The organism is Dongia sp. (assembly GCF_041910485.1).
GTDB lineage: Bacteria > Pseudomonadota > Alphaproteobacteria > Dongiales > Dongiaceae > Dongia.
The window spans coordinates 18,034-40,429 of the sequence record NZ_JAYRQR010000042.1 but is presented as its reverse complement, the minus strand read 5'-3'; the positions used below and the strand labels follow the sequence as shown (position 1 = coordinate 40,429).

General features: G+C 63.7%; 24 protein-coding genes. 20 read left to right on the top strand and 4 right to left on the bottom strand.

All coding sequences use genetic code 11. From position 1 onward, the window contains the following. The first annotated feature begins 36 nt into the window (after nt 1-36). The 15 genes from ACE3PP_RS13015 (at nt 37) to ACE3PP_RS12945 (ending at nt 12,773) form a co-directional block, all read left to right on the top strand. Entirely contained in the window at nt 37-612 is a 576-nt protein-coding gene (locus ACE3PP_RS13015) for a hypothetical protein (protein ID WP_374382936.1), read from the top strand. A 6-nt stretch (nt 613-618) separates the two neighbouring features. Continuing rightward, on the top strand, nt 619-2,886 hold the full coding sequence (locus ACE3PP_RS13010; protein WP_374382934.1) for a hypothetical protein: 2,268 nt from the start codon (nt 619-621) through the stop codon (nt 2,884-2,886). 1 nt (nt 2,887) lies between these two features. Beyond that, complete coding sequence (locus tag ACE3PP_RS13005; RefSeq protein WP_374382932.1) at nt 2,888-3,304, top strand: hypothetical protein; 417 nt, start codon at nt 2,888-2,890, stop codon at nt 3,302-3,304. Nucleotides 3,305-3,315: 11 nt separating this feature from the next. Further along, entirely contained in the window at nt 3,316-3,822 is a 507-nt protein-coding gene (locus ACE3PP_RS13000; RefSeq protein WP_374382930.1) for a hypothetical protein, read from the top strand. Continuing rightward, a complete protein-coding gene (locus ACE3PP_RS12995) occupies nt 3,819-4,451 on the top strand; it encodes a hypothetical protein (RefSeq protein ID WP_374382928.1) in 633 nt (210 codons plus the stop codon). Before ACE3PP_RS13000 ends, ACE3PP_RS12995 begins: the two co-directional genes overlap by 4 nt. Nucleotides 4,452-4,463: 12 nt before the next feature. Continuing rightward, nucleotides 4,464-5,969, top strand: coding sequence for a hypothetical protein (locus ACE3PP_RS12990; RefSeq protein WP_374382926.1), 1,506 nt, complete (start codon nt 4,464-4,466; stop codon nt 5,967-5,969). After that, on the top strand, nt 5,966-6,487 hold the full coding sequence (locus ACE3PP_RS12985) for a hypothetical protein (RefSeq protein WP_374382924.1): 522 nt from the start codon (nt 5,966-5,968) through the stop codon (nt 6,485-6,487). The genes ACE3PP_RS12990 and ACE3PP_RS12985 overlap by 4 nt, the downstream gene beginning before the upstream one ends. 8 nt (nt 6,488-6,495) lie before the next feature. Beyond that, nucleotides 6,496-6,702 carry a hypothetical protein gene (locus ACE3PP_RS12980; protein WP_374382923.1) on the top strand — a complete coding sequence of 69 codons (207 nt, stop codon included), beginning with the start codon at nt 6,496-6,498 and terminating at the stop codon, nt 6,700-6,702. A gap of 13 nt (nt 6,703-6,715) precedes the next feature. After that, nucleotides 6,716-6,964, top strand: coding sequence for a hypothetical protein (locus tag ACE3PP_RS12975; RefSeq protein ID WP_374382921.1), 249 nt, complete (start codon nt 6,716-6,718; stop codon nt 6,962-6,964). Continuing rightward, nucleotides 6,964-7,335, top strand: a complete 372-nt coding sequence (locus tag ACE3PP_RS12970; protein WP_374382919.1) for a hypothetical protein — start codon at nt 6,964-6,966, stop codon at nt 7,333-7,335. The genes ACE3PP_RS12975 and ACE3PP_RS12970 overlap by 1 nt, the downstream gene beginning before the upstream one ends. After that, on the top strand, nt 7,332-7,523 hold the full coding sequence (locus tag ACE3PP_RS12965; RefSeq protein WP_374382917.1) for a hypothetical protein: 192 nt from the start codon (nt 7,332-7,334) through the stop codon (nt 7,521-7,523). Before ACE3PP_RS12970 ends, ACE3PP_RS12965 begins: the two co-directional genes overlap by 4 nt. 132 nt (nt 7,524-7,655) lie before the next feature. After that, nucleotides 7,656-8,450 (top strand): sulfate adenylyltransferase subunit CysD, encoded by a 795-nt coding sequence (gene cysD / locus ACE3PP_RS12960; RefSeq protein WP_374383148.1) that lies wholly within the window; start codon nt 7,656-7,658, stop codon nt 8,448-8,450. Beyond that, nucleotides 8,450-10,342, top strand: a complete 1,893-nt coding sequence (gene cysC, locus ACE3PP_RS12955) for an adenylyl-sulfate kinase (RefSeq protein ID WP_374382915.1) — start codon at nt 8,450-8,452, stop codon at nt 10,340-10,342. The genes cysD and cysC overlap by 1 nt, the downstream gene beginning before the upstream one ends. A 357-nt stretch (nt 10,343-10,699) precedes the next feature. Next, entirely contained in the window at nt 10,700-12,319 is a 1,620-nt protein-coding gene (locus ACE3PP_RS12950; RefSeq protein ID WP_374382913.1) for a peptidoglycan DD-metalloendopeptidase family protein, read from the top strand. Then, nucleotides 12,303-12,773, top strand: coding sequence for a polymer-forming cytoskeletal protein (locus tag ACE3PP_RS12945; protein ID WP_374382911.1), 471 nt, complete (start codon nt 12,303-12,305; stop codon nt 12,771-12,773). The genes ACE3PP_RS12950 and ACE3PP_RS12945 overlap by 17 nt, the downstream gene beginning before the upstream one ends. 24 nt (nt 12,774-12,797) lie before the next feature. On the opposite strand, the gene ACE3PP_RS12940 is transcribed toward ACE3PP_RS12945, so the two are convergent. Together ACE3PP_RS12940 and ACE3PP_RS12935 are read right to left on the bottom strand one after the other, a co-directional pair. After that, entirely contained in the window at nt 12,798-13,802 is a 1,005-nt protein-coding gene (locus ACE3PP_RS12940; protein ID WP_374382909.1) for a threonine/serine dehydratase, read from the bottom strand. 31 nt (nt 13,803-13,833) lie between these two features. Continuing rightward, a complete protein-coding gene (locus ACE3PP_RS12935; RefSeq protein WP_374382907.1) occupies nt 13,834-15,882 on the bottom strand; it encodes a lytic transglycosylase domain-containing protein in 2,049 nt (682 codons plus the stop codon). Nucleotides 15,883-16,152: 270 nt separating this feature from the next. Between ACE3PP_RS12935 and dapA the strand changes: the two genes are divergently transcribed. Further along, entirely contained in the window at nt 16,153-17,031 is an 879-nt protein-coding gene (gene dapA, locus ACE3PP_RS12930) for a 4-hydroxy-tetrahydrodipicolinate synthase (RefSeq protein WP_374382905.1), read from the top strand. A 10-nt stretch (nt 17,032-17,041) separates the two neighbouring features. After that, nucleotides 17,042-17,518 carry an SsrA-binding protein SmpB gene (gene smpB / locus ACE3PP_RS12925; protein ID WP_374382903.1) on the top strand — a complete coding sequence of 159 codons (477 nt, stop codon included), beginning with the start codon at nt 17,042-17,044 and terminating at the stop codon, nt 17,516-17,518. 122 nt (nt 17,519-17,640) lie between these two features. Here the strand turns inward: smpB and ACE3PP_RS12920 are convergent, their stop codons facing one another. Together ACE3PP_RS12920 and ACE3PP_RS12915 are read right to left on the bottom strand one after the other, a co-directional pair. Then, nucleotides 17,641-18,294: a uracil-DNA glycosylase gene (locus ACE3PP_RS12920; protein WP_374382901.1), complete on the bottom strand. Its 654-nt coding sequence runs from the start codon at nt 18,292-18,294 to the stop codon at nt 17,641-17,643. A gap of 5 nt (nt 18,295-18,299) precedes the next feature. Further along, nucleotides 18,300-18,908: an NYN domain-containing protein gene (locus tag ACE3PP_RS12915; protein WP_374382899.1), complete on the bottom strand. Its 609-nt coding sequence runs from the start codon at nt 18,906-18,908 to the stop codon at nt 18,300-18,302. A gap of 195 nt (nt 18,909-19,103) precedes the next feature. Between ACE3PP_RS12915 and folK the strand changes: the two genes are divergently transcribed. The 3 genes from folK to ACE3PP_RS12900 all read left to right on the top strand — a co-directional run bounded on the left by folK (nt 19,104) and on the right by ACE3PP_RS12900 (nt 22,395). Beyond that, a complete protein-coding gene (gene folK, locus ACE3PP_RS12910) occupies nt 19,104-19,619 on the top strand; it encodes a 2-amino-4-hydroxy-6-hydroxymethyldihydropteridine diphosphokinase (protein ID WP_374382897.1) in 516 nt (171 codons plus the stop codon). 136 nt (nt 19,620-19,755) lie between these two features. Next, nucleotides 19,756-20,145: a DNA-directed RNA polymerase subunit omega gene (gene rpoZ, locus ACE3PP_RS12905; protein WP_374382895.1), complete on the top strand. Its 390-nt coding sequence runs from the start codon at nt 19,756-19,758 to the stop codon at nt 20,143-20,145. Nucleotides 20,146-20,253: 108 nt separating this feature from the next. Next, nucleotides 20,254-22,395 carry a bifunctional (p)ppGpp synthetase/guanosine-3',5'-bis(diphosphate) 3'-pyrophosphohydrolase gene (locus ACE3PP_RS12900; RefSeq protein WP_374382893.1) on the top strand — a complete coding sequence of 714 codons (2,142 nt, stop codon included), beginning with the start codon at nt 20,254-20,256 and terminating at the stop codon, nt 22,393-22,395. Nucleotide 22,396: the final 1 nt, after the last annotated feature.

The window sequence follows — 22,396 nt, the reverse complement described above, 5'->3', positions numbered from 1 at the left end:
CGGTGACCGCCCGCGCGATAACACTGGAGGGTGATCATGTCCATTTCGACCGTATCGATCTGTAACCGCGCCCTGGATCTTCTCGGTGCCGATCCGATCACCTCGCTGGAGGACGGATCGAAGGCCGCCAATTTGTGCCAGCGCAATTTCGAGCCGTCGGCGGATTCGGTCCTGCGCCTCTATCCGTGGAACGCTGCCTTGCGCCGGGCGCGCCTGCCCGCCCTCGCCGAAACGCCGGCCTGGGGCTATCGCTATCAATATCAGCTGCCGCAAGGGCCGGAGCCGGCCTTCTGCCTGCGCCTCCTGGAGGTCGACAGCGACGCGGATTACCGGGTCGAAGGGCGGCGAATCCTCTGCGACAGCGCGGCACCGCTCGACATTCTCTATATCGGCCGCATCGTCGACGCGGCGAATTATGACCCGCTGCTGGCGGAAGCCGTGGCAGCAAAGCTCGCCGTGCAACTCGCTGGCAATCTCACCGAAAGTGCGGCCCGCATCGAGGCGGCACGCGATTATCTGCGTGCGGTCCTCGCCGAAGCCAAGGCGACCGACGCGCAGGAAGGGTCGAGCGGCGATCTTGTCGTCGATGCCTGGCTCGTGGCGCGGAGCTGACCTGCCATGCCGCGCGCCTCTCATCTGCTCTCGACCTTCAATGCCGGCGAATGGTCGCCCGAACTCTATGGCCGCATCGATCTCGACAAATACCGCAATGCCTGCCGGCGGATCGAAAACTTCGTTCTGCTGGCGCAAGGGCCAGCGGCGCGCCGGCCGGGCACGCGCTTCGTCGCCCATACCAAAGCAGACGGTTCCGTGCGCCTGCTGCCGTTCGAATTCTCGACCGAGCAGGCCTATGTGATCGAAGCCGGGGACAATTACTTCCGCTTCTACATGAATGGTGGGCGGATCGAAACGGCGCCGAATGTCCCTTATGAGATCGCGACGCCCTATGGTGTGGGCGATCTTTCCGGCCTCAAATGGGCGCAGTCGGCGGATGTCCTTTATCTGACCCATCCCAATTATCCCCCGCACAAGCTGGCGCGGAGCGGTCATACCAGCTGGTCGCTCGGCCCCATCGACTTCCAGGACGGGCCCTATCTCGACGAGAATGTCGGCACGATCACCCTGGCCCCGGCCGCCGCGAGCGGCAGCAACATCACGCTCACGGCTTCGGCCAGTCTTTTCTCGGCCGGTGATGTGGGCCGGCTGGTGCGCTTGAAGCATGCCAGCAGCTGGGGTTGGGCGAAGATCGTCACCTTCACCAGCGCCACCCAGGTGAAGATCGACATCAAGAGCGCCTTCGGCGGGACCGGCGCGGTCACGGCCTGGCGGCTTGGCGCCTGGTCGCCGGGAACCGGCTGGCCGGGCACGATCACCTTCCACGAGGAGCGCCTGTTCCTCGCCAATTCGAAGCTGCAGCCGCAGACACTGTGGGCCTCGGTCGCCGGCGCCTATGAAAGCTTCCAGTCGACGGGCACGGATGGCGTGGTCAAGGACGATCATGCTCTCAATTTCACCATTGCCGACGACCGGGTGAATGCCATCCGCTGGATGAGCGCCGGCAAGACGCTGGCACTCGGCACGACGGGCGGCGAGTTCAACCTCACCGCAAGCTCGCTCAATGAGGCGCTGACGCCCGCCAACGTCACGGTGCGGCGCGAAACGACGAACGGCAGTGCCGATATCCGCCCCGAGCGGATCGGCGCCGCCGTCCTCTATGTGCAGCGCGCGGGTCGCAAGATCTATGAGATGGCCTACAGTTTCGAGAATGACGCCTTCAATTCACCCGAACTCAGTTTGCTGGCGCGGCACCTGTCACAGAAGGGCATCAAAGAGATCGCCTACCAAGCCGAGCCCTGGTCGATCGTCTGGGTGGTGCGCCACGATGGCGTGCTGCTGGGGCTCACATATATGCGCGGCCAAGATGTGGTCGGCTGGCATCAGCATCGCATCGCCGGCAAGAATGCCCGCGTCCTGTCGGTGGCATCGATCCCCGGCGACGGCCAGGACGAGGCATGGCTGGCCGTCGAACGCGAGATCGGCGGCGTCACCCGGCGCTCGGTCGAGCGCATGGCCGCTGCCTTTGCGCCGGACGACGCTTTCGACAAGAAGCAGGCGTTCTTCGTCGATGGCGGCCTGACCTATGACGGGTCGGTCAACGCGACGCTGGTTCCAGGACCCGCCGCCGCAACCACAGGCGCGGTCAACGTGCCGTTCGCAGCGGGTGCTGCTGCCTTTGCCTTAGGCGACGTGGGGCGCGACATCCACCACGCCTACCCGGCCCCGGGTGGCGGGTACAATGTGGCGCGGGCACGGATCACGGGATTTGTCGACGCGCTCAATGTGACGGCAACCATCCTGGCACCCTTTCCGGATGCCGCACCGCTTACCACTGGCAATTGGTCGCTGTGCAGCACAAGCATCGGCGGGCTCGACCATTTGATTGGCGAGACGGTGACGATCCTCGCCGATGGGGCAACCCATCCGACCCGCGTGGTTGCCCCTGACGGGTCCGTCGCGCTGGAGCGGCCGGCGGCACTGGCGCATATCGGGCTCGGCTTCACCAGCCGCCTCACCACGATGGATATCGAGGCAGGCGGCATGGACGGAACGGCGCAGGGTAAGCGCCGGCGTGTTCACCGGGTCATCGTGCGCCTCGATGCCAGCCTTGGCATGCGCGTGGGCACCGAAGGCGGCGCCACTGAGGACGTCATTTTCCGGGCCGCGGCGACGGCGATGGATCAGAGCCCACCGCTTTTCACCGGCGACAAGGTCGTCGCCTTTCCCAAGGGCTGGGACAGCAACGCCACCGTGACCGTGCTGCAGGAGCAACCGCTCCCCTGCACGATCGTCGCCCTCATCCCGCAACTGACAACGATGGATGGTTGAAATGTGCAACCCCACTGCTGCGTTGGCCGTGACCTCGATCGTCTCGGCCGGCGCCAAGATGGCGAGCGATGCGCAAGCGGCGCGCTATCAGAGCAACGAAGCCGAGCACGACGCCAAGCTGCTGCGCGCCCAGGGGCTGGAGCAGGAGCGACAGCTTCGTCAGAAATCCGCCCGCGAGCAGGCGCAACGCCGCGTCGCCATCCTCAAAGGCGGCGTCACCACCGAAGGCTCACCCACCGACATGCTGGTCGATGCTGCGCGCGAGGACGATGTCGCCGCGCGCTGGGCTCGGTTCGATCGGACCGAGGCCGCAAGAGCCAAGGAACGCGAAGCCGGCTATCGACGCCGCCAATCGGTTCTCGACCAGCTCAACAACACCAACGCGTTGGGCGCCGATCTCATCCGCCTCAAATCCTGAAAGGACAGAACATGAAAGACCTTGAAGCCGCCATGCGCGCGGCATTGCAGGCGCGTGGGCTCGCCGCGCCGGAAGCGCCTCAATCATCGACCCCGATGACACAAGCGGAATGGGGCGGGGCTCTCAGCGCACCGCCGGACCCGGCTTCCTACCAGATCAACGTCCCCAAGGGCTTCGACCGCGACGATGCATTGGAAGCCAAGGCGCGGCAATGGTTCCACCGGGCCGGATTGCCGCAAGGCGCCGTCAGCGGAATCGTCGATGCCTATTGCCGCAGCCTGTGCGGTGAGGAAGGCGGGGCCGATGCCGGATCCCGCACCGAGGCCGAACTGCGTCAAGAATGGGGCCCCGACTATCCGCGCAAGATTGCCGCGGTGCAGGCACTCATCGACAAATGCGGCGGGGCGGAGGAGATGGGCCATCTCCTCAGCGGGACGGGTCTTGGCAACGATGCCTGGCTGATCCGCACGCTGGCGGCGATTGCCGAGATGCAGCCGCAGACCGGTGGGTCGCGATGAGCGGGAACCAGATGGTGCCGGCAATACCGGCCAGCCTCGATGAATGGCGGCAATGCGTCGCCGATTTGATGCAGCGGCAGGCGCGCAATATCGGCGACAGAGAACAACTGGCGCAGCAGCGGCGCGGGCTCGACCTTTCCGCAGCACGGGGCGATCCGCGCGCCCAGCGGAAGGTCGCGCAATATTCCACGCAGGACGCGGTGTTGGCCGACGAGGCCCGCAATATCGAAGCCGCCCTGGAGCGCGGCCACCGCGAAATCGCCGCTGCCGAAGCGACGGCCGCGGCAGTGGCGCGAGCAACGGCGCGCGATCGCTATCGCCGGCACTTGGACGATCGGCTGGCGCTGGTAGCGGGTATCGAGGATGCCTTGCGCCAGATCGTGCCACAGCTTTCGGCGCTGGAAGCGGCAACCCGCGATATCGAAGCGTCGCATCAGGCATTGGGTGGAGCGCGGGCAACTTTGCCGCCGCTGGCGGCAGAAGCGGTCGGTGGGCGCCTGGCCGAATTCATGGCGGGCATCGGCTTCTCGCATTTTCTGCCGATTGCGCGGCCCGAGATCCGGCCGGCCATTGCCTCCTGGGTCGAGGCCGAGGCGCTGGCGCAGCGGAACTATCAACTTGGCGATTGAGGAGGTCAGGCCATGACGATCTCTACCACCTTGTCCCGTATCACCTATGCGGGTGACGGGCTGACCGTCAATTTCGCCGTGCCCTTCATCTTTTTCGGCGCCGACGAAATCGATGTCATCGAGCGCAGTCTGGCGAGCGGCGCCGAAGCCCAGAAGATTTTGAGCAGCGACTACACGGTGAGCGGCGGCAACGGTGCTGGCGGAACGGTGACGGCCGCAAGCGCGCCTGGTGCCGACAAGAGCTGGACCATCGCGCGACGCACCAACCGCACGCAGATGGTCGATTATACGCCGAACGATCCTTTTCCGGCGGAAACCCATGAACGGGCGCTCGATCGGCTGACGGCCCTGGTGCAGGAGCTTGACGACAAGGTCGGCCGGTCCGCGTCGCTGAGCCCCACCAGCCCAGCGGCGAGCATCACGTTGCCCGATCCGGAGGCCGGCCGCTTCCTGAGTTGGAAGAGCGATCTCAGCGGCCTTGAGAATCGCAATGTGCCGGCCGGCACCACGGTGTATGCCAGCATCTCGACCGCCCGCGATGGCGTTGTCGGCAACGAGGCGGTGACGCCGCTGGCGCTTGCCGCGCTGTGGCGCAAGGGCAGCGATATCGGCAGTGCCGCGACTTTGGCAAAGCCAAGTGATGCCGGACTTGGCGGATATCATCTGGTGACAGGCACCACGAGCATTGCGGCCCTTTGGACGGGTGAGGCGGCAGGCGCGGAAGTCGAACTGCGCTTCTCCGCCGCGCTGACGCTCATCCACAATGTGGGCAGCCTGATCCTGCCCGGTGGCGCCAACGTCACGGCGACGGCCGGAGATGTCGCTAGATTCCGCTGCGAAGGCAGCAATGTTTGGCGCTGTGTCTCAGGTCCGCCCGGCTGGTTCGGCGGGGCGGCTGGCGGTGTTTCCCTGCCCGTCGGCACGAAGACGACCAGTTATACGATGCTGGCGGCAGATCGGGGCGGCGAGATCCAGTTCACGACCGCGGGCGCTACGTTGAGTCTGCTGCCGGCGGCGACGGCCGGCAATGGCGCCGCCTTGTTCGTGCGCAACGCGGCCGCGAGCGGCGATGTCACCATCGACCCCAATGGCAGCGAGACGCTGGACGGGCTGGCGACCCGCGCCTTGCGGCCCGGCGACCGCGTACTGATCCGCAGCGACGGTGCCAATTGGGCGACGGTCCTGGGTGAGTACAGCTATACGACCGCAGAGGTTTCCATTGCGATCGGAACGGCCAGTGTGGACGCGCACGGGCTGGGCGGTCTGCCCGACCGCATCAAGACCATCATCCGTTGCAAGACGGCGGATCTCGGCTATGGCGTCGGGGACGAGGTCGAAGTTGCCTACGCCTTCTACAACGGCTACGAAAGCAACAACGTTCAAATATCTGCCAACGCCACCAACCTGCGCGCCTCACAAGGTGCAACGCGCTGGTGGATTGCGCACGCCACGACGGGGGCTGTGACGCTGATCACGCCCGCCAGTTGGAAGCTGGTCGTCAAAGCCTGGAGGAAATGATGCGCGCTTTTTATGCAGATGCAGCCAGCGGTCGCTGGCTTGGTGTCTATACCGGAGGTCTGGAGACGCCGCCCGGCGCTATTGCCGTGCCGAGCGGACCCGATGATGGAAGGCAGGTCTGGAACGGGACTGCCTGGGAATGGCCAGTCGATATCATCCGTGCCGAGAAAATCGCGGCGATCGAGCGGCGCTTTGAGAGGGCGCTGGAAGCAGGCCTGGCCTTTGGCGGGAAGGCCCTGCAGATCCGGCCGCAGGACCAAATCAACCTGACGACGATGGGCAATGAAGCACGCTGGTCGGTGGCGGCGAATGCGCCCTGGCCGGCGGGGTTTGCCTGGCGCATGGCGGACGATTCGTTTCTGTCCGTGCCGGACGCGGCGACGATGATCGCACTCGCCGAGGCGGAGAAGGCCGAGGTCTATCGGCTCAATCAGGTGAAGTGGCAGCACATCGACGCCGTGCGTGCCCTGACCGAGGCCGGTGTGATCGCCGACTATGACATCAATGCTGCATGGTGAGGCGCATCATGGGTGGATTGCATGAAACGTCCCAGGCGATCGGCCGCTTGCAGGCCAGCGTCGAAAAGCTGGAGCACGCCGTGGCGCGGCTCAGCGAGCGTATCGAGGAATTGCAGCGCCTGCGTTGGCTGATGATCGGCGCGCTGGTCGTGCTGTGTGGCCTGTCGGGGGCGAGTTCCGGCTGGTTTGCCAGGCTGATCGACCTCCATGTCTGAAGGGGATAGAGAGATGGCTCAAGAAGGTACTCTGAAGCAAAGCGTGCTGGCGCTGGGAGGCCTCAACAAGGCCTGGGCCGCCGCCGTGGCGGCGCCGCTGGCCGACTGGCTGATCGGCATTATTGCGGATCAGCTGTGGGCGCAATGGCATATCGCCATGCCCGACAGTGCGGCGATGGCGTTGACCTCACTCATCGTCGGCCTGATCGTCTACCGTGTTCCCAATCTGCCGCAACCGTCGACAGAAGCGGGGGGCGTCTGATGCGCCGGGTCATTCTTGCGGCGGTGGTGAGCATCGCCCTATCGGCCTGCATGGTGGAAGGCGAAGGGGTGCAGAACGCGCTGTGGGCGCGGCTGGCCGCTGCCAATCTCCTGGCTGGCAGTGTTGCCCAGGGATTGGCGAGCAGCATTGGAACGGAGGACGGCCAGGTGGCCTTGGATCCCTCCCGGGCGGCCCTCATCGCCAAATCGCTCGACGCCGTCGAACTTTCATTGGATGCCGCGGGCGATGCTTTGCGCGGCGGATTGCCGGCGGTTGCAGCGGGTCAGATCGGCGCCGCGGAAAGCCAGCTCGACGATCTGGTGCCGCTGCTGCCAGCCAAGGCAGATTCCACGACGGGAGAAACCGAATGAACGCAGCCACGATTGCCGTCATCCTGCAGGGCATTGCCGACCTCGCCCCCTATCTCGCCCAACTGGGCAGTCTTGCCGCCAAGGCCCGGGCCGGCGGCATCGTCACGGAGAATGACCTGCGCCTCGCCGAGGCGGCGCGGCAGCGAGCCTTTGCCGCCCTTCGGACCAAGCTGCTGCCGGAAGGCTGATCGGGGGTGCCTGGTCTTGCGGCAATTGGACATTCCGCGCTGTGGAATATTGCCTCACCGGTCGACATCCTATAATGACGGGGGCAACATCGAAGCTTCCACCGAACAGATCCGGGCAATCCGACCGACGTGATGGACCATCTCGACCAGCTTGAGGCGCAAAGCGTCTATATCCTGCGCGAAGCCTTCAACCGCATCGACAAGCTCGGCATGCTGTGGTCGCTGGGCAAGGACAGCAACGTCATGGTGTGGCTGGCCCGCAAGGCCTTCTTCGGCCATGTCCCCTTTCCGGTCCTCCATATCGATACCGAGAAGAAATTCCCGGAGATGTATGCCTTCCGCGAGCATTATTCGCGGGAATGGGGCGTCAATCTGATCGTCGAGAAATGCCCGCCGGTCGAAGCCACGGACCCGACCCTGCCGCCGGCCGCACGCTCGGCCGCGCGCAAGACGCTGGGCCTCAAGGACACGCTCGCCAAATACGGCTTCACCGGCATCATCGCCGGTATCCGCCGCGATGAGGAAAGTGTCCGCGCCAAGGAGCGCGTCTTCAGCCCGCGCGGCGAGAGCGGCGCCTGGGACTTTCGCGACCAGCCGCCGGAATTCTGGGACTATTTCAACACCGACCTGCCGGAAGGCACGCACTTACGCGTGCATCCGCTGCTCTCCTGGACCGAACTCGACATCTGGCGTTATACGCAGCGCGAGGGTATTCCGACCGTCGAGCTCTATTTCGCCAAGGACGGCAAGAGATACCGGTCGCTGGGCGACAGCGACATCACCTTCCCCGTGGCGAGCGATGCCGCGACCATTGCCGAGATCATCGCCGAACTGGAGGCGACGCGCACACCCGAACGCGCCGGCCGCGCCATGGACCGCGAGACCGAGGACGCTTTCGAGCGCCTGCGCGCGGCAGGCTATATGTGATGAGTGACGATATGAAAGCCGCGCGCGAATTGATGCGCATCGTCATCGTCGGCCATGTCGATCATGGCAAATCGACGCTGGTGGGGCGGCTCTTCCACGAGACCGGATCGCTGCCAGAAGGTAAGTACGAGGCCATCAAGGCCATGTGCGAGCGGCGCGGCATGCCGTTCGAATGGGCCTTTCTGATGGATGCGTTCCAGTCGGAGCGCGACCAGGGTATCACCATCGACACCGCGCAGATCTGGTTCAAGACGGCGTTGCGCGATTACACGATCATCGATGCGCCGGGCCACCGCGAATTCATCAAGAACATGATCACCGGGGCATCGAGTGCGGAAGCCGCCCTGATGCTGATCGATGCGGGCCAGGGCATCCAGCAGCAATCGCGCCTGCACGCCTTCCTGCTCAACCTGCTGGGCGTGAAACAGATCGCGGTGCTGGTCAACAAGATGGACCTGGCCGATTTCGACCAAGGCCGCTTCGACGCGATTGCCAGTGAATATCGTGCCTATCTTGCGACGCTCGGCATCACGCCCAACTATATCATTCCGCTGGTGGCGCGCGACGGCGACAATATCGTCGGCCGGTCGGATCGCATGACATGGTACAAGGGGCCGACCCTGGTCGAGGCCCTCGACAGTTTCAAGCCGGCGGCGCCCTTGTCCGCCCTGCCGCTGCGCCTGCCCATCCAGGATATCTACAAGTTCGATGACCGGCGCATCCTCGCCGGCCGCATCGCCAGTGGCACGCTGAAAGTGGGCGATACGCTGCTCTTCTCGCCGTCCAACAAAACGGCACGGATCGCCTCGATCGAAGGCTGGTCGGCGCCGGCGCGCACAGATGCGGAAGCCGGGGAGTCGGTCGGCGTGACGCTCGACGAGCAGTTGTTCATCGAGCGCGGCGAGATGGCGAGCCATGTCGATGGCGCGCCCATCGAAAGCAATGTCTTCAGGGCGCGGATCTTCTGGCTGGGCAAGGCGCCGCTGGAGGTGGGGCAGAGCTATCGCCTGCGCCTGCAGACGCGCGAAGTGCCGGTGACGGTCGAGCGCATCGAGAACCTGTTCGATCCGGACACGTTTACGACGCGGCCCGGCGACAAGGTCGGCCGCAACGACATCGCCGAGCTGGTGCTGCGCTCGCCTTCGATGCTGGCGCTCGATGCGGCCGAGAGCAACGGCAAGACCGGGCGCTTCGTGCTCTCCGACGGGCGCAACATCCTGGCAGGTGGCATCATCTCGCTCGACGGCTGTCCCGACCAGCGCCGACTGGTGACGGTGAAGTCGCAGAATCTGACGGCCGTTGCACACGGCATCACCACCGAGCAGCGCAACCGGCGCAACGGTCATCCGGGCGGGGTGCTGTGGCTCACCGGCCTTTCCGGTGCCGGCAAGTCGACCATCGCCATGGCGCTGGAACAGGAACTGTTCCGCCGCGGCTTCCATGTCTTCGTGCTGGACGGCGACAATGTGCGGCGCGGCCTCAGCGCCAATCTGGGCTTCGCGCCGGAGGATCGCGCCGAGAATATCCGCCGCATCGGCGAGGTCGCGGCACTCTTTGCCGAATCCGGGCAGATCGTCATTACCGCCTTCATCTCACCCTACCGGGCCGATCGGGACCGGGCACGGGAAGCGGTGGCGCGGGCGTTGCCAGGGGCGGAGAGGAGCTTTCACGAGATCTATGTGAAGGCCGATCTTGCTACTTGTGAAGGGCGCGATCCCAAGGGGCTTTACAGGAAAGCCCGCGCCGGCCAGATCGCGGAATTCACCGGCATCGACGCGCCCTATGAACCGCCGGCGGTGCCCGAGCTGGTCATCGACACGGAATCGCTCGATATCGACCAGGCCGTGGCCTTGGCTGTGCGTTATGTCGAAAGTCATTTCCGGCGCTATTGAAGAATGCGTCAAATTGCCACTAATGCTTTGATATACCATATAAAACTGTGACAGATCGACCGTCGGCGCCGAGCTTGGCCTGATTCGGCTTGCGTCCCTATTTTTGTCCGCCTAAGGTACTCCTGATAACAATAAATTAACGATTGACCGAGCCGGCCAAGATCGCGTTATTCGAGGCTAGTTCAAGGGGTAATCGCAGGGGGGCCAAGTCAGCTTGGTCCGGTACGTGTCACGCGCCGTTTGTCGGCGACCATTCGAGGGGGTTTGCGGATGGCCGGAAGGCAAAAGGCGGCTAGGGTCAATTGAGCGTCCTACCGTGGGGATGGGATCGTGGTAACCGGAAGAAACTCTGAAAAATTGTCGTCTCGTAATTTCGGCGCGCGTATCGCAGCCGCCCTTTCCAAGCATTTCGCGCCGCGCGAACTCATCGTGCGCAGCGACGGCAAAATCAAGTATGTGCGCCTTTCGACTCGCAGCCAGTTGGTGGGCGTGGGTCTTGTGGGCGGCATTGCCGTTCTGTCGCTGGCGACCTCGCTCGGTCTTGCCATGCAGCAGGTGACGCTGCACGGCCGCGACATCGCCGTGCGCGAGGCCGAAGGTGCCTATACCGGCCTCCTCGCCGAGGTCGCCGACTATTTCGACCAGTTCAAGGGCAGCACGGAGAAGCTCGGCGACGATGAGGCCTATCTCCTCGGTCTTTCGGGTGAGAATGCCGGCATGCGCGACGGGCTGCGTTCGATCGCGACGCAGATCGAAGGGCCGGCCCCGCTCGACGGCAATGCGGCGCGCAAGGGCGATGCCGTGGATCCGCTGCGCGCCAAGTTGCGCGATGCCTTGAAGAACCGCCTCATCGCTTTCGACAGCGATTTGAAGCGCATCGCTGCCCGCAACCAATCTCTCACCAACCAGATTGCCGATCTGAAAACCGAGATTCGCGGCATCGAGGGCGATCGCCGGCGCATGGCGGCCGAACGTGACGAATTGACAGCCCTCCTAGACCAGAGCCGCCAGAGCAACGGCAAGCTCGCGGGCGAAGTGGCCGATCTCACCGGCCGCCTCAACATTCTGCGGCGCGACCATCAGGCGGCGACTGAACAGGTGGCAAGCCTCAGCGCCAAAGTCACGTCGCTTGAAAGCGAGTTGCAGGTGGCGCAGGCGAACAATGCCGATCTCACCCGGCAGGTGGCGCAGACCAAACTGGCCCTCTCGACCGTGATCAGCCAGCGCAATGCGCTGCAGCTTGGCCGTTCCGACCTCGGCCGCACCATCGACGAGCTGCGCGACAAGGTTGCCTCGGTGCAGGAAAGCCAAGCGAATTTCGTGGCGAGCGTTACCGAGCGCACGCGCAACAGCCTCGAGGAAATGGAAAAGACCCTCGACATGACGGGTCTCGACGTCGAGAATCTCATCACGGCGGCCGAGCAGAACGGGATCGGCAAGGGCGGTCCCTTCATTCCCGACCCCGCAACCGGCGCCGACGAGACCGAGCAGAAGCTTCTGGCCAATGTCGCGACGCTCGACGACGAAGTGGCGCGTTGGGAGAAGATGCAGGTCGTGCTGCGTTCGGTCCCGCTCGCAGCCCCTGTCGACCATTATTACATCTCCAGCGGCTTTGGTGCCCGTGTCGACCCATTCAATGGGGCACGGGCGCGCCACGAAGGCCTGGACATGGTGGGAACGCTGCGTTCCGACGTGCTGGCGACGGCACCGGGGACGGTCATTTATTCGGGCTGGAAGGGTAATTACGGCCGCGTGGTCGAAATCGACCATGGTCTTGGCATACATACGCTTTATGCCCACCTGGATTCGGTTGCCGTGAAGGTCGGGGATGTGGTGGACTACCGGCAGCTGGTCGGCAAGCTCGGTTCATCCGGGCGGTCGTCCGGCCCGCACTGCCACTACGAAGTGCGCTATAACGACAAACCGCTCGATCCCATGGGCTTTCTGAAGGCAGGTCGCTATGTTTTCAAAGGTTAACAAGTCCGGTCAACCGGCGCCGATGCATGAATCGCCGCGCCCCAGCGTGAAGGCCGGCATCCCCTCGATCATCAGTGCCGATCTGCGCATCACGGGCGATCTGGTCTGCAGCGGCGACGTGCAGATCGACGGCTGGGTCGAAGGCGATATTCAGTCACGCAACATCACCATCGGCGAAGGTGCCACCGTCCAGGGCGGCCTGCAGGCAGAATCGGTCCGCATCTGCGGTCTGGTCAATGGCGAGGTGCGCGCCGACATGGTCGTCCTCGAAAAGACTGCCCGCGTCACCGGCGACATCCTGCACAAATCCTTGGCGATCGAGCAGGGCGCCTATCTCGAAGGCATGTGCCGCCGCACCGACACGCACCCGGTTTCGGCCGTGGCGACCGGTGCCGAACCGGTGAAGGAGCCCGTCAAGGAGTCGGCCGTCGAGAAGAAGGCCGCGACGGCCTAACTGGCCCCGGACATCTCTGGTAATTCAGGCAAGCGGGTCGCCCCGGTCGGCGGCCCGCTTGATCATTTCCGGGTCGGCGTTGCCGCCCGAGCAGACGATGGCGACTGTTTTACCGGCCAGCTCGTCGCGCATGGCGAGGATTGCTGCAAGACCCGCAGCACCGCCGGGTTCGACCACCAGCTTCAGATGGCGCTGTGCAAAGCTCATCGCATCAAGGACGGCCTCGTCACTGACAACACGCGAACCGGCCAGCAGTTTGCGGTGAATGGGGAAGGTGAGGGTACCGGGCTTCTCCGCCATCAGCGCATCGCAAATCGAGGGAGTGCCGGGCTTGTTGGCGAGACGCTCGCCGGCGGCCAATGACCGGTTGAGATCGTCGAACCCTTCAGGTTCGGCCGCATAGACTGCCGCCGCCGGGAAAGCGCTCTTCACGGCGAGCGCCACGCCACCCACCAAGCCGCCACCGCTGCAGGGCGCTATGACGACGTCGGGGGCAAGGCCCAGTGCCTTGCTCTGCGTCGCGATTTCAAGTCCCGCCGTGCCTTGTCCGGCGATGATGAACGGATCGTCGTAAGGCGGGACGATAAGCCCACCGTCCCGTGCCGCGATCTCCCGCGCGATGGCCTCGCGATCTTCCTTGTGGCGTTGGTAAAGAACAACTTCGGCGCCGTACCCTTTCGTGTTCGCGACCTTGATGGCCGGTGCGTCCGAGGGCATGACGATGGTGGCTTTGAGGCCGAGGAGCTTGGCAGCAGCCGCCACACCCTGTGCGTGATTGCCGGATGAGAAGGCGACGACGGCGCGCAAGTTCGGATCGGCGGCCACACCAGCCGTCAGCCGGTTGCAGGCGCCGCGGAACTTGAACGAGCCGGTCAGCTGCAACGTCTCCGCTTTGATAAGAAGGCGGAACCCAAGCCGCTCGCTGACCAGTGGATAATCGAGAAGCGGCGTAATGACGGCGCGGCCACGCAACCGTTCCGCCGCCGCACGAATGTCGGCTACGCTCGCGGCCAACTCCAAATCGCTCAAGGCATCCCCCTCTATGGCACCCACTGCGCCGTCAGTTGATTGCTGGACGGTGGAGATCTTCCTCCAGGGCGATCCGCGCGCCATTTTCTGAAAGTCGGCTGCGGTAGATCTGCAAGTTCTCCATTACGCGCTGCACATAGTTGCGCGTTTCTTCGAAGGGGATGTTCTCGACCCAATCGATGGCATCGATCTCGGCCATGCGCGGATCGCCATAAAGGGTGGTCCAGTCGCGCACCCGGCTGGGGCCGGCATTGTAGGCCGCCACCGCCATGATGTAGGAGCCGTTGAAGCGGTCGATCAACTTTTCAAGATAGAGCCGACCCAGCTTCACGTTGAAGCCCGGATCGCTGGTGAGCTGCTGTTCCTGCAGCTTCTTGACGCCCAATTCCTTGGCCAGCGGCCGCGCCGTTGACGGCATCAGCTGCATCAGGCCCTTGGCACCGGCGGGCGAGCTGATCTTCGCGTCGAAGGCGCTTTCCTGCTTGATGATGGCAAGGACCAGCGCCGGTTCCGGGACTGCGCCGGCCGGCAGCTTGATCGTGGGGAAAAGATACTCGGCCAGCTCATAGCCTTTCTGCCGCGCATCCTTTGCCACCGCAATCGCCAGATCCTCGCGCTTGGCCGACTTGGCGAGGCTGGCCAGCAGGACATAGTCGGTGGCCTTGGTTGCGCGCGCCGTCATGGTCATGAGGAAGGGGCGAATGCGGTCGGATTCGCCGACCTTGGCGAGAAGCTGGACGATGCGCACCATCTCGCGCTTGTTGAAGGCTGTCTTCTCCGCGGCCGTTGGTCGGACGCCGCTGTCGAGCACCAGATGCTTGGGGTCGGTGAGGCGCGCTGCTGCCAGCTGGCCGTAATAGACGCTCAAATTCTTGGCGGCATTGCGGTACCAGTCGGTGGCGGCAGCCATGTCCCCCTTGGCTTCGGCGGAGCGGCCGATCCAATAGGCGGCGCGCGTCTTGCTGATGATCGATTTGGCGCCGTTATAGAGGTTGCTGAAATGCTTCATCGCGACGTCGGGTTCGTCGAGATAGCGCAAGGCAATCCAGCCTGCGAACCATTCGCCCTCGACGAAGGCGTCGCCCGTATCGGCGTTGTGGGCGGCGGCCAGACGATAGGCGGCACTGACATCACCATTGCCCAGCAACTCGCGCGCGGCGCGGTAGAGCTCGTCCCACATCAAATCGGGTCGGGCGACATTCGCTGGTGGCGGATCAAGCAGCTGCAGCGCCCGTTCGATCTTGCCGTCCTTGCGCAGCGCCCGCGCCATTTCATAGATGAGGCCGGCGTCATCGCGGAGCGCCAGCGGCACCAGTCCCTTGGCGGCTTCGGGCGACATCTTGCGGTCGGCGAGGCGAATGCGCGCGCTGGCGAGGGCTGCATGGGCGGCATCGACCCGCTTCATCATCCGCACGGCCTGTTCGCGATCGCCTTCCCACAGCAGATTGTCGAGCCGCACGACATGGTCGGCCATCGTGATCATGTCGCCGAAGCGGAGCATGAAGGTGTTTTCCTGCTCCTTGCTGAAATCCTCGGTGGTCCAGGCAAGGACGGCGATCTTCTTGGCGCGGTCGTATTGGTGATCGGCGCGCAGTGCGCCCAGCAGTTTGATGGCGCCATCGGCCGTGAGCGGCAGGCGCTCGCCGAACCAGCTCAGCACCGAGGCGGTCGGATAAACGTCCGGCATTGCCCGTTCGGCCTGGGCCGTCAGCGTGTCGCGCAGGGGCCAATCCGGGTTGGCTTTCAGGAAGAGGGTCATCTCGTTGAAATCGCGGCCGGGGCCCGGGCGCGTCAGATCGAGCCAGCGGATGACTTTGGCCAGGGTCTCGTCCTGGGCGTCGTCAGCAAGGCGTCGCGCTTCCTTCCAGCGGTCCTTTTCGATCGCCTTGAAAGCCTGCTGGTAGAGCTTCTTGTCGCGGGCAGTGAGGCTTGGCTCGTCGGCGCGGCTGACCGAGGCGAAGACACCGAGAAGAAGAAGGAAGCCGAGGACAAGGGTCGTCGCCGACCGGCGCAGCCCAGACCAGAGACGGGCGGAAGTGGCGACCCCAATTGGGTCGGAATTCAAACGGAAGTGCGTCATTGCCTCGCTCGGGAAGCTCCGCGACTCGATGCGGATGGTCACAGGATTGTATGAGGTGTGCCTGTTGAACTCAATGGATTCAACGTGTTGGCGATCACACACTGATGCAGTACCTGCATGAATCGGCGTAACTGACTCAGAAATGCAACAGGTGGCGAATCGCCGGGTTTGTCGGCAGAACGCTTGCGGCGGCGCGCAAGTGCGGCTATTTTCCGGGCCCGCTTGCAACCGCCCGGCCACGGAAAGTGCCGGCATTTCATGGAGTCAGTCATGTTCAAGGGTTCGTTGACCGCTTTGGTCACCCCATTCCGCAACGGCGCGGTGGACGAGGCTGCCTTCCAGAAATTCGTCGATTGGCAGATCAAAGAGGGGATCGACGGGGTGGTCCCGGTGGGGACCACCGGCGAATGCCCGACGGTGAGCCACGAAGAGCATCACCGCATCGTCGAACTGGCGATCGAGGTCGCGAAGGGCCGGGTTCCGGTCATCGCCGGTACGGGGTCCAATTCGACCCAGGAAGCGATTGACCTCACCCGCCATGCCGAAAAGGCCGGCGCCGATGCAGCGCTGGTGGTTCTCCCCTATTACAACCGGCCGACGCCGGAGGGACAGTTCCAGCATTTCAAGGCGATCCACGACGCGACCAACCTGCCGATCATCATCTACAACGTGCCGCCGCGGAGCGCCGTCGACATGTCGATCGACACGATGAAGCGCTGTGCCGAACTGCCGCGCGTTGTCGGCGTCAAGGACGCGACCGCGGATCTCGCCCGGCCCGCGCGCACGAAGCTCGCGATCGGCGCGGATTTCTGCCAGCTCTCGGGTGAGGATGCGACGGCGCTCCCCTTCCTGGCGCAAGGCGGTGTGGGCTGCATTTCAGTGACCTCGAACGTGGCGCCGAAGCTCACTTCGGAGATGCACAAGGCCTGGCGTGCCGGCGATCTGAAGAAGGCCATGGAAATCAACGAGCGGCTGATGCCGGTCAATGATGCCATGTTCTGCGAAACGAGCCCTGGACCGGTCAAATACGCCCTTTCCATCATGGGCCATATCCTGCCGGACCTGCGGCTGCCGCTGGCGCCGATTTCAGACGTTTCGAAGCAGAAGGTCGAAGCGGCCTTGAAAAAGGCAGGCCTGATAGGGCAATAACAGGGCCATTATGGCCCGTGACCTATCGACCAACCGCTTCGCCGCCCAGAACAGGAAGGCGCGCCACGACTTTTCGATCACCGATACGCTTGAGGCCGGCCTCCAGCTGATGGGGTCGGAGGTCAAGTCGTTGCGCCTCGGCCGCTGCTCGATCAACGAGGCCTATGCGGCCGAGCGCGGTGGCGAGTTCTGGCTCTTCAACGCGCATTTTCCGGAATACGAACCGGCCAAGCGCTTCGGTCACGAGCCGGGGCGGCCGCGCAAGCTGCTGCTGAAGAAGCGGGAAGTCTCGAAACTGATCGGCGCTACCCAGCGCGACGGCATCACGCTGGTGCCGCTGTCGATCTATTTCAACGAGCGCGGCCGCGCCAAATGCCAACTCGGCATCGCCAAGGGCCGCCGCATGGTGGATAAGCGCGCCGCCATCAAGGAACGCGACTGGAAACGCGACCAGGCCCGCATCGTCCGCAACCGCGGCGGGGATTGAGCGGGATTTTTTCTTGATGTCATGGTCCGCGAAGGCGGGCCATCCACGAATTTGTCGGCGACACGAAGATTGCAACTCGTGGATCCCCCGCCTTCGCGGGGGATGACAACCGATCTTGGTCGTTACAACCCGGCCGCTTCTTTCACCTGCGCCATCGCTTCCTTGAACATTTGCGGCGTCAGCACACCCGTATTCGTGTTGTAGCGCGAGCAGTGATAGCTATCGATGAGGATGCGGCCGTCTGAGAGGTCGTGGCGGCGGTTGTGGCCGAACTTGAAGGCGCTACGCCTCTCGCCCAAGGCCATCAAGGCCGCGTCATGGGCAATCGAGCCAAGCGCCAGGTAGCAGCGTGCGGGTGAGGCCGCAATCTCAGCCTTCAGAAACGTATTGCAGGTCTTGATTTCGGCCGGTGTCGGCTTGTTCTGCGGCGGCACGCAGCGCACGCCGTTGACGATGCGGCAGCCACGGAGGGTCAGCCCGTCATCGGGCCGCTCGTCATAGGTGCCGGTGGCGAGCTTCAGTTCCAGCAATGTGCCAAAGAGGAGATCGCCCGCCCAGTCGCCGGTGAACGGTCGACCCGTGCGGTTGGCGCCATGAAGGCCGGGGGCAAGGCCGATGATGAGGAAACGCGGCTTATCATCCCCGAAGGCCGGTACCGGACCATTGAAATAGTCCGGCAGCTTCTGGCGGTTCTCGGCGCGGAATTCGGCGAGGCGCGGACAAAGCTGGCAATCGTGCCCGGGTTGGGCGACGGCTGACGGGGCGATCGCGGGCATGGCGCTCAGACGGCGCTGCCGGGCTCATCGTCGGGGAGGTGCGGATCGCGCGGGGCATTGTCACGCGGGGCGCGCGGATTGTGGGCGCGGGCGACAACCGATGCCAGTTCCTCCAGTTCGACGAACATATCCGCCTGGCGGCGCAGTTCATCAGCCACCATCGGTGGGTTGGAGCGCACCGTGGAGACGACCGAGACGCGCACGCCGCGACGCTGCACGGCTTCGACCAGGCGGCGGAAATCACCGTCACCCGAGAACAGCACGACATGATCGAGATGGGCCGACATCTCAAGGACGTCGATGGCAAGCTCGATATCCATGTTGCCTTTGATCTTGCGTCGGCCGGTCGCGTCGGTGAACTCCTTGGTTGGCTTCGTCACCATCGTGAAGCCGTTATAGTCGAGCCAATCGACCAGAGGGCGGAGCGGGGAATATTCCTGATCCTCGACCAGCGCCGTGTAATAGAAGGCGCGGATGAGGCGGCACTGCTCCTGGAAATGCTTGAGAAGGCGCTTGTAATCGATATCGAAGCCGAGTGCCCGGGCGGCGGCGTGCAGATTGGCGCCGTCGATGAAAAGGCCAACCCGTTCCTGGGCGTAAAAGCGAAGGGGCATCGTAAACCTCGCGCGCGGGAATATGACTGAATGAATGTTGGTTTGTGGAGGCCGCCCCTGTATGAGGAGCGGATGCGGGGGACCTTAGTGCCGTTGCCCGGCGGGTCGCAAGAAATAATGCGACCTGCCACAGGGCGGAGCGGTACGACGTGGCGGGGTTGGGGCCGCTGCGGCAAAAGACGGAAGAAAGTGCCTTTGAGCGACAAGCGTTTCACCGAACAGGTCTATATCGGTCTTGGCGCCAACCTGCCGAGCGGCGCCGGCCGGCCGGTGGAGACGCTTGAGAAGGCGGTGGCCGATATCGCGGCCTTGAACGGTGTGGCGCTCCGCCGCCGCTCGCCTTGGTTTGAATCGGCGCCCGTTCCCCGTGCCGACGACCAGCCCTGGTACGTCAATGGCGTGATCGAGGTTGCCACAAAGCTGACGCCCGCCGATTTGCTGGCGGCCTTGCAGCGGCTGGAGGCGGAAAGCGGCCGGGTGCGGACCGTCGTCAACGCGCCACGCCCGCTCGACCTCGATATCGTCGCCTTCGGCGCTCATGTGGCTGTGACGGGAACGCCCCTTGTTCCGCACCCCCGCATGGTGGAGCGGGCCTTCGTCCTGCTGCCGCTCCAGGCCATTGCGCCCGGATGGCGGCATCCGGTCTCAGGCCGCTCGGTTGCCGAGCTTATCGCCGCCTTGCCGGCGGGCCAGGAAATCCGTTTGCTTTGAAGGTGTTGCAGGGCTTGCGCCGACATGCATTCCGGACATGCGGACAGCGCGCCGCAGGCGCGGCCCCAATCCTTGAACCCCCAAAATCAATATAGTAGGTTCAGCCCATTAGACGAATTCCTGGAGACTATCGAAAATGGCGCGCGTAACAGTTGAAGATTGCGTAGAGAAGATCCCCAACCGCTTCGATCTGGTCATGTTGGCCGCTCAGCGGGCGCGGGAGATTTCCGCCGGCGCCCAGCTCACCATTGACCGCGACAATGACAAGAACCCCGTCGTCGCCCTGCGCGAAATCGCGGACGAGACGGTGGTGCTGGCGCAGCTCAATGACAATTTGATCACCGGCCTGCAGCGCCATGTCGAGAATGACGAGCCGGAGGAAGAAGGCACGGGCTTTGGCACCGGCGCTGGCGATCTTTTGGCCGAGATGCAGCAGGCGCAGATTTCCGACGACGAAGCCGAAGAGGCCGACATGGCCATCGACGGCGAATTCGAGGACGCTTCGGAGGCCGATGACGGCAACTGAACCGGCATCTTTTTCGTTCGTCACCTTCTTCCTGAACAAGGGAAAGGATTGGTTTCACCCGCATGTAGAAAAGGCCGCTGAAGCGGTCAGAGGTACATCGAGGACCGCATGATCCGGCAATTCGAACTGGTCGAGCGGGTGAAATCTTACGATCCGGGCGCGGATGAGGACCTCCTCAACCGCGCCTATGTTTTTTCGATGAAGGCGCATGGCAGCCAGTCGCGCGCCTCGGGCGATCCCTACTTCTCGCACCCGCTGGGCGTTGCCGAGATCCTGACGCGCCTCAAGCTCGATTCCGCGTCGATCGCGACCGGCCTTCTCCATGACACGGTGGAGGATACCGAGGCGACGCTGGAGCAGGTCCAGGACGTCTTCGGTCAGGAAGTGGCACAGCTGGTCGACGGCGTCACCAAGCTCTCGCGCCTGGAACTGCAATCCGACAACACCAAGCACGCGGAAAATTTCCGCAAGCTGGTGCTTGCCATGTCGAACGACATCCGCGTGCTGCTGGTGAAGCTTGCCGACCGCCTGCACAACATGCAGACGCTGCATTTCATTAAGAACGCGGACAAGCGCCGGCGCATCGCCGCCGAGACGATGGAAATCTATGCGCCCTTGGCCGAGCGCATGGGTATGCATCAGCTGAAGGACGAGCTCGAGAATCTCGCCTTCGCCGAGCTCAACGCGGATGCCTATCAGTCGATCATCCAGCGCCTTTCCTATTTGCGCGAGCAGGGAACGGACATCTCTCTCAAGATCATCGCCGAACTGTCGAAGACGCTGAAGGATGCCGACGTCATTGCCGAGGTCTCGGGCCGCGAAAAGACGCCCTTCTCGATCTGGCGCAAGATGCAGAAAAAGCGCATGGAGTTCGAGCAGCTCTCCGACATCATGGCCTTCCGTGTCATGGTGAAGGATATCGGCCAGTGCTATCAGGCGCTGGGGGCGCTTCACGGCAAATATTCGATGATCCCGGGGCGCTTCAAGGATTACATCTCGACGCCCAAGCCCAACAATTACCAGTCGCTGCATACCGGCATCATCGGCCCGCAGCGCATGCGCATCGAAGTGCAGATACGCACCGAGAACATGCACGAGATCGCCGAAATGGGCGTTGCCGCGCATTGGGGCTACAAGCAAGGCGCCACCAAGATCGATGGCCGCCAATATCGCTGGCTGCGCGAGCTTCTGGACATTCTCGAACATGCGGCGGGACCTGAAGAATTCCTCGAGCACACCAAGCTCGAAATGTTCCAGGACCAAGTCTTCTGCTTCACGCCGAAAGGCGATCTCATCGCCCTGCCGCGCGGGGCGACGCCGGTCGACTTTGCCTATGCCGTGCACTCGCAGATCGGCGACACTTGCGTCGGGGCCAAGATCAACGGGCGCATCATGCCGCTCCGGACCGAGCTGCAGAACGGCGACCAGGTTGCGATCGTCACCTCGAAGGCGCAGACGCCGTCGCCTGCCTGGGAACGCTTCGTCGTCACGGGCAAGGCGCGCGCTTGCATCCGCCGCTTCATCCGGACGCAGCAGCGCGCGCAATATCTGGAACTTGGCCGGGCGATGCTGCAGAAGGAATTCGCCCATGCCGGTTATGAATATACCGACAAGGCGGTCGAGGGCGTCCTCAAGAAGTTCAAGGCCGACGAGATCGAAGATCTGGTGACGCAGGTCGGCGAAGGCATCATCGGTGCCCGCGAAGTCGTCAACGCGATCTTCCCCGGCAACAAGACGCAAACGCCGAACGACAAGATCGTGCCGTTGAAACGCGATGCGAAGAAGGGCAAGGGCAATCACGCCATCCCGATCCGCGGCCTCATTCCCGGAATGGCGATGCATTTTGCTGGCTGCTGCCATCCGTTGCCCGGCGACCGCATCGTCGGCATCGTCACGACGGGTAAGGGTGTCACCATCCACACGATCGATTGCGAGACGCTGGAAAGCTTCGCGGATACGCCGGAGCGCTGGCTGGATGTTGCCTGGGACCAGGACAAGAACGCGGTCGAGCAGCATACCGGCCGTCTCGACGTGGTCATCACCAACAAGCCGGGCAGCCTCGGCTCGCTGACCACGGTCATCGGCAAGAATCTGGGCAACATCTCGAACTTGAAAATCATCAATCGCTCGATCGACTTCTTTGAGATCATCGTCGATGTCGAGGTGGCCGATTTGAAGCACCTCACCAATATCATCGCCGCCTTGCGCGCGACGCCGGCTATCAATTCCGTCGAACGGGCGCGAGGCTGAG

What these genes read in the sequence shown, in the direction of transcription:
- ACE3PP_RS13015 (WP_374382936.1), top strand. Translation starts at nt 37, where the DNA reads ATGTCCATTTCGACCGTATCGATCTGTAACCGCGCCCTGGATCTTCTC.
- ACE3PP_RS13010 (WP_374382934.1), top strand. Translation starts at nt 619, where the DNA reads ATGCCGCGCGCCTCTCATCTGCTCTCGACCTTCAATGCCGGCGAATGG.
- ACE3PP_RS13005 (WP_374382932.1), top strand. Translation starts at nt 2,888, where the DNA reads ATGTGCAACCCCACTGCTGCGTTGGCCGTGACCTCGATCGTCTCGGCC.
- ACE3PP_RS13000 (WP_374382930.1), top strand. Translation starts at nt 3,316, where the DNA reads ATGAAAGACCTTGAAGCCGCCATGCGCGCGGCATTGCAGGCGCGTGGG.
- ACE3PP_RS12995 (WP_374382928.1), top strand. Translation starts at nt 3,819, where the DNA reads ATGAGCGGGAACCAGATGGTGCCGGCAATACCGGCCAGCCTCGATGAA.
- ACE3PP_RS12990 (WP_374382926.1), top strand. Translation starts at nt 4,464, where the DNA reads ATGACGATCTCTACCACCTTGTCCCGTATCACCTATGCGGGTGACGGG.
- ACE3PP_RS12985 (WP_374382924.1), top strand. Translation starts at nt 5,966, where the DNA reads ATGATGCGCGCTTTTTATGCAGATGCAGCCAGCGGTCGCTGGCTTGGT.
- ACE3PP_RS12980 (WP_374382923.1), top strand. Translation starts at nt 6,496, where the DNA reads ATGGGTGGATTGCATGAAACGTCCCAGGCGATCGGCCGCTTGCAGGCC.
- ACE3PP_RS12975 (WP_374382921.1), top strand. Translation starts at nt 6,716, where the DNA reads ATGGCTCAAGAAGGTACTCTGAAGCAAAGCGTGCTGGCGCTGGGAGGC.
- ACE3PP_RS12970 (WP_374382919.1), top strand. Translation starts at nt 6,964, where the DNA reads ATGCGCCGGGTCATTCTTGCGGCGGTGGTGAGCATCGCCCTATCGGCC.
- ACE3PP_RS12965 (WP_374382917.1), top strand. Translation starts at nt 7,332, where the DNA reads ATGAACGCAGCCACGATTGCCGTCATCCTGCAGGGCATTGCCGACCTC.
- cysD (WP_374383148.1), top strand. Translation starts at nt 7,656, where the DNA reads ATGGACCATCTCGACCAGCTTGAGGCGCAAAGCGTCTATATCCTGCGC.
- cysC (WP_374382915.1), top strand. Translation starts at nt 8,450, where the DNA reads ATGAGTGACGATATGAAAGCCGCGCGCGAATTGATGCGCATCGTCATC.
- ACE3PP_RS12945 (WP_374382911.1), top strand. Translation starts at nt 12,303, where the DNA reads ATGTTTTCAAAGGTTAACAAGTCCGGTCAACCGGCGCCGATGCATGAA.
- ACE3PP_RS12935 (WP_374382907.1), bottom strand. Translation starts at nt 15,882, where the DNA reads ATGACGCACTTCCGTTTGAATTCCGACCCAATTGGGGTCGCCACTTCC.
- dapA (WP_374382905.1), top strand. Translation starts at nt 16,153, where the DNA reads ATGTTCAAGGGTTCGTTGACCGCTTTGGTCACCCCATTCCGCAACGGC.
- smpB (WP_374382903.1), top strand. Translation starts at nt 17,042, where the DNA reads ATGGCCCGTGACCTATCGACCAACCGCTTCGCCGCCCAGAACAGGAAG.
- ACE3PP_RS12920 (WP_374382901.1), bottom strand. Translation starts at nt 18,294, where the DNA reads ATGCCCGCGATCGCCCCGTCAGCCGTCGCCCAACCCGGGCACGATTGC.
- ACE3PP_RS12915 (WP_374382899.1), bottom strand. Translation starts at nt 18,908, where the DNA reads ATGCCCCTTCGCTTTTACGCCCAGGAACGGGTTGGCCTTTTCATCGAC.
- rpoZ (WP_374382895.1), top strand. Translation starts at nt 19,756, where the DNA reads ATGGCGCGCGTAACAGTTGAAGATTGCGTAGAGAAGATCCCCAACCGC.
- ACE3PP_RS12900 (WP_374382893.1), top strand. Translation starts at nt 20,254, where the DNA reads ATGATCCGGCAATTCGAACTGGTCGAGCGGGTGAAATCTTACGATCCG.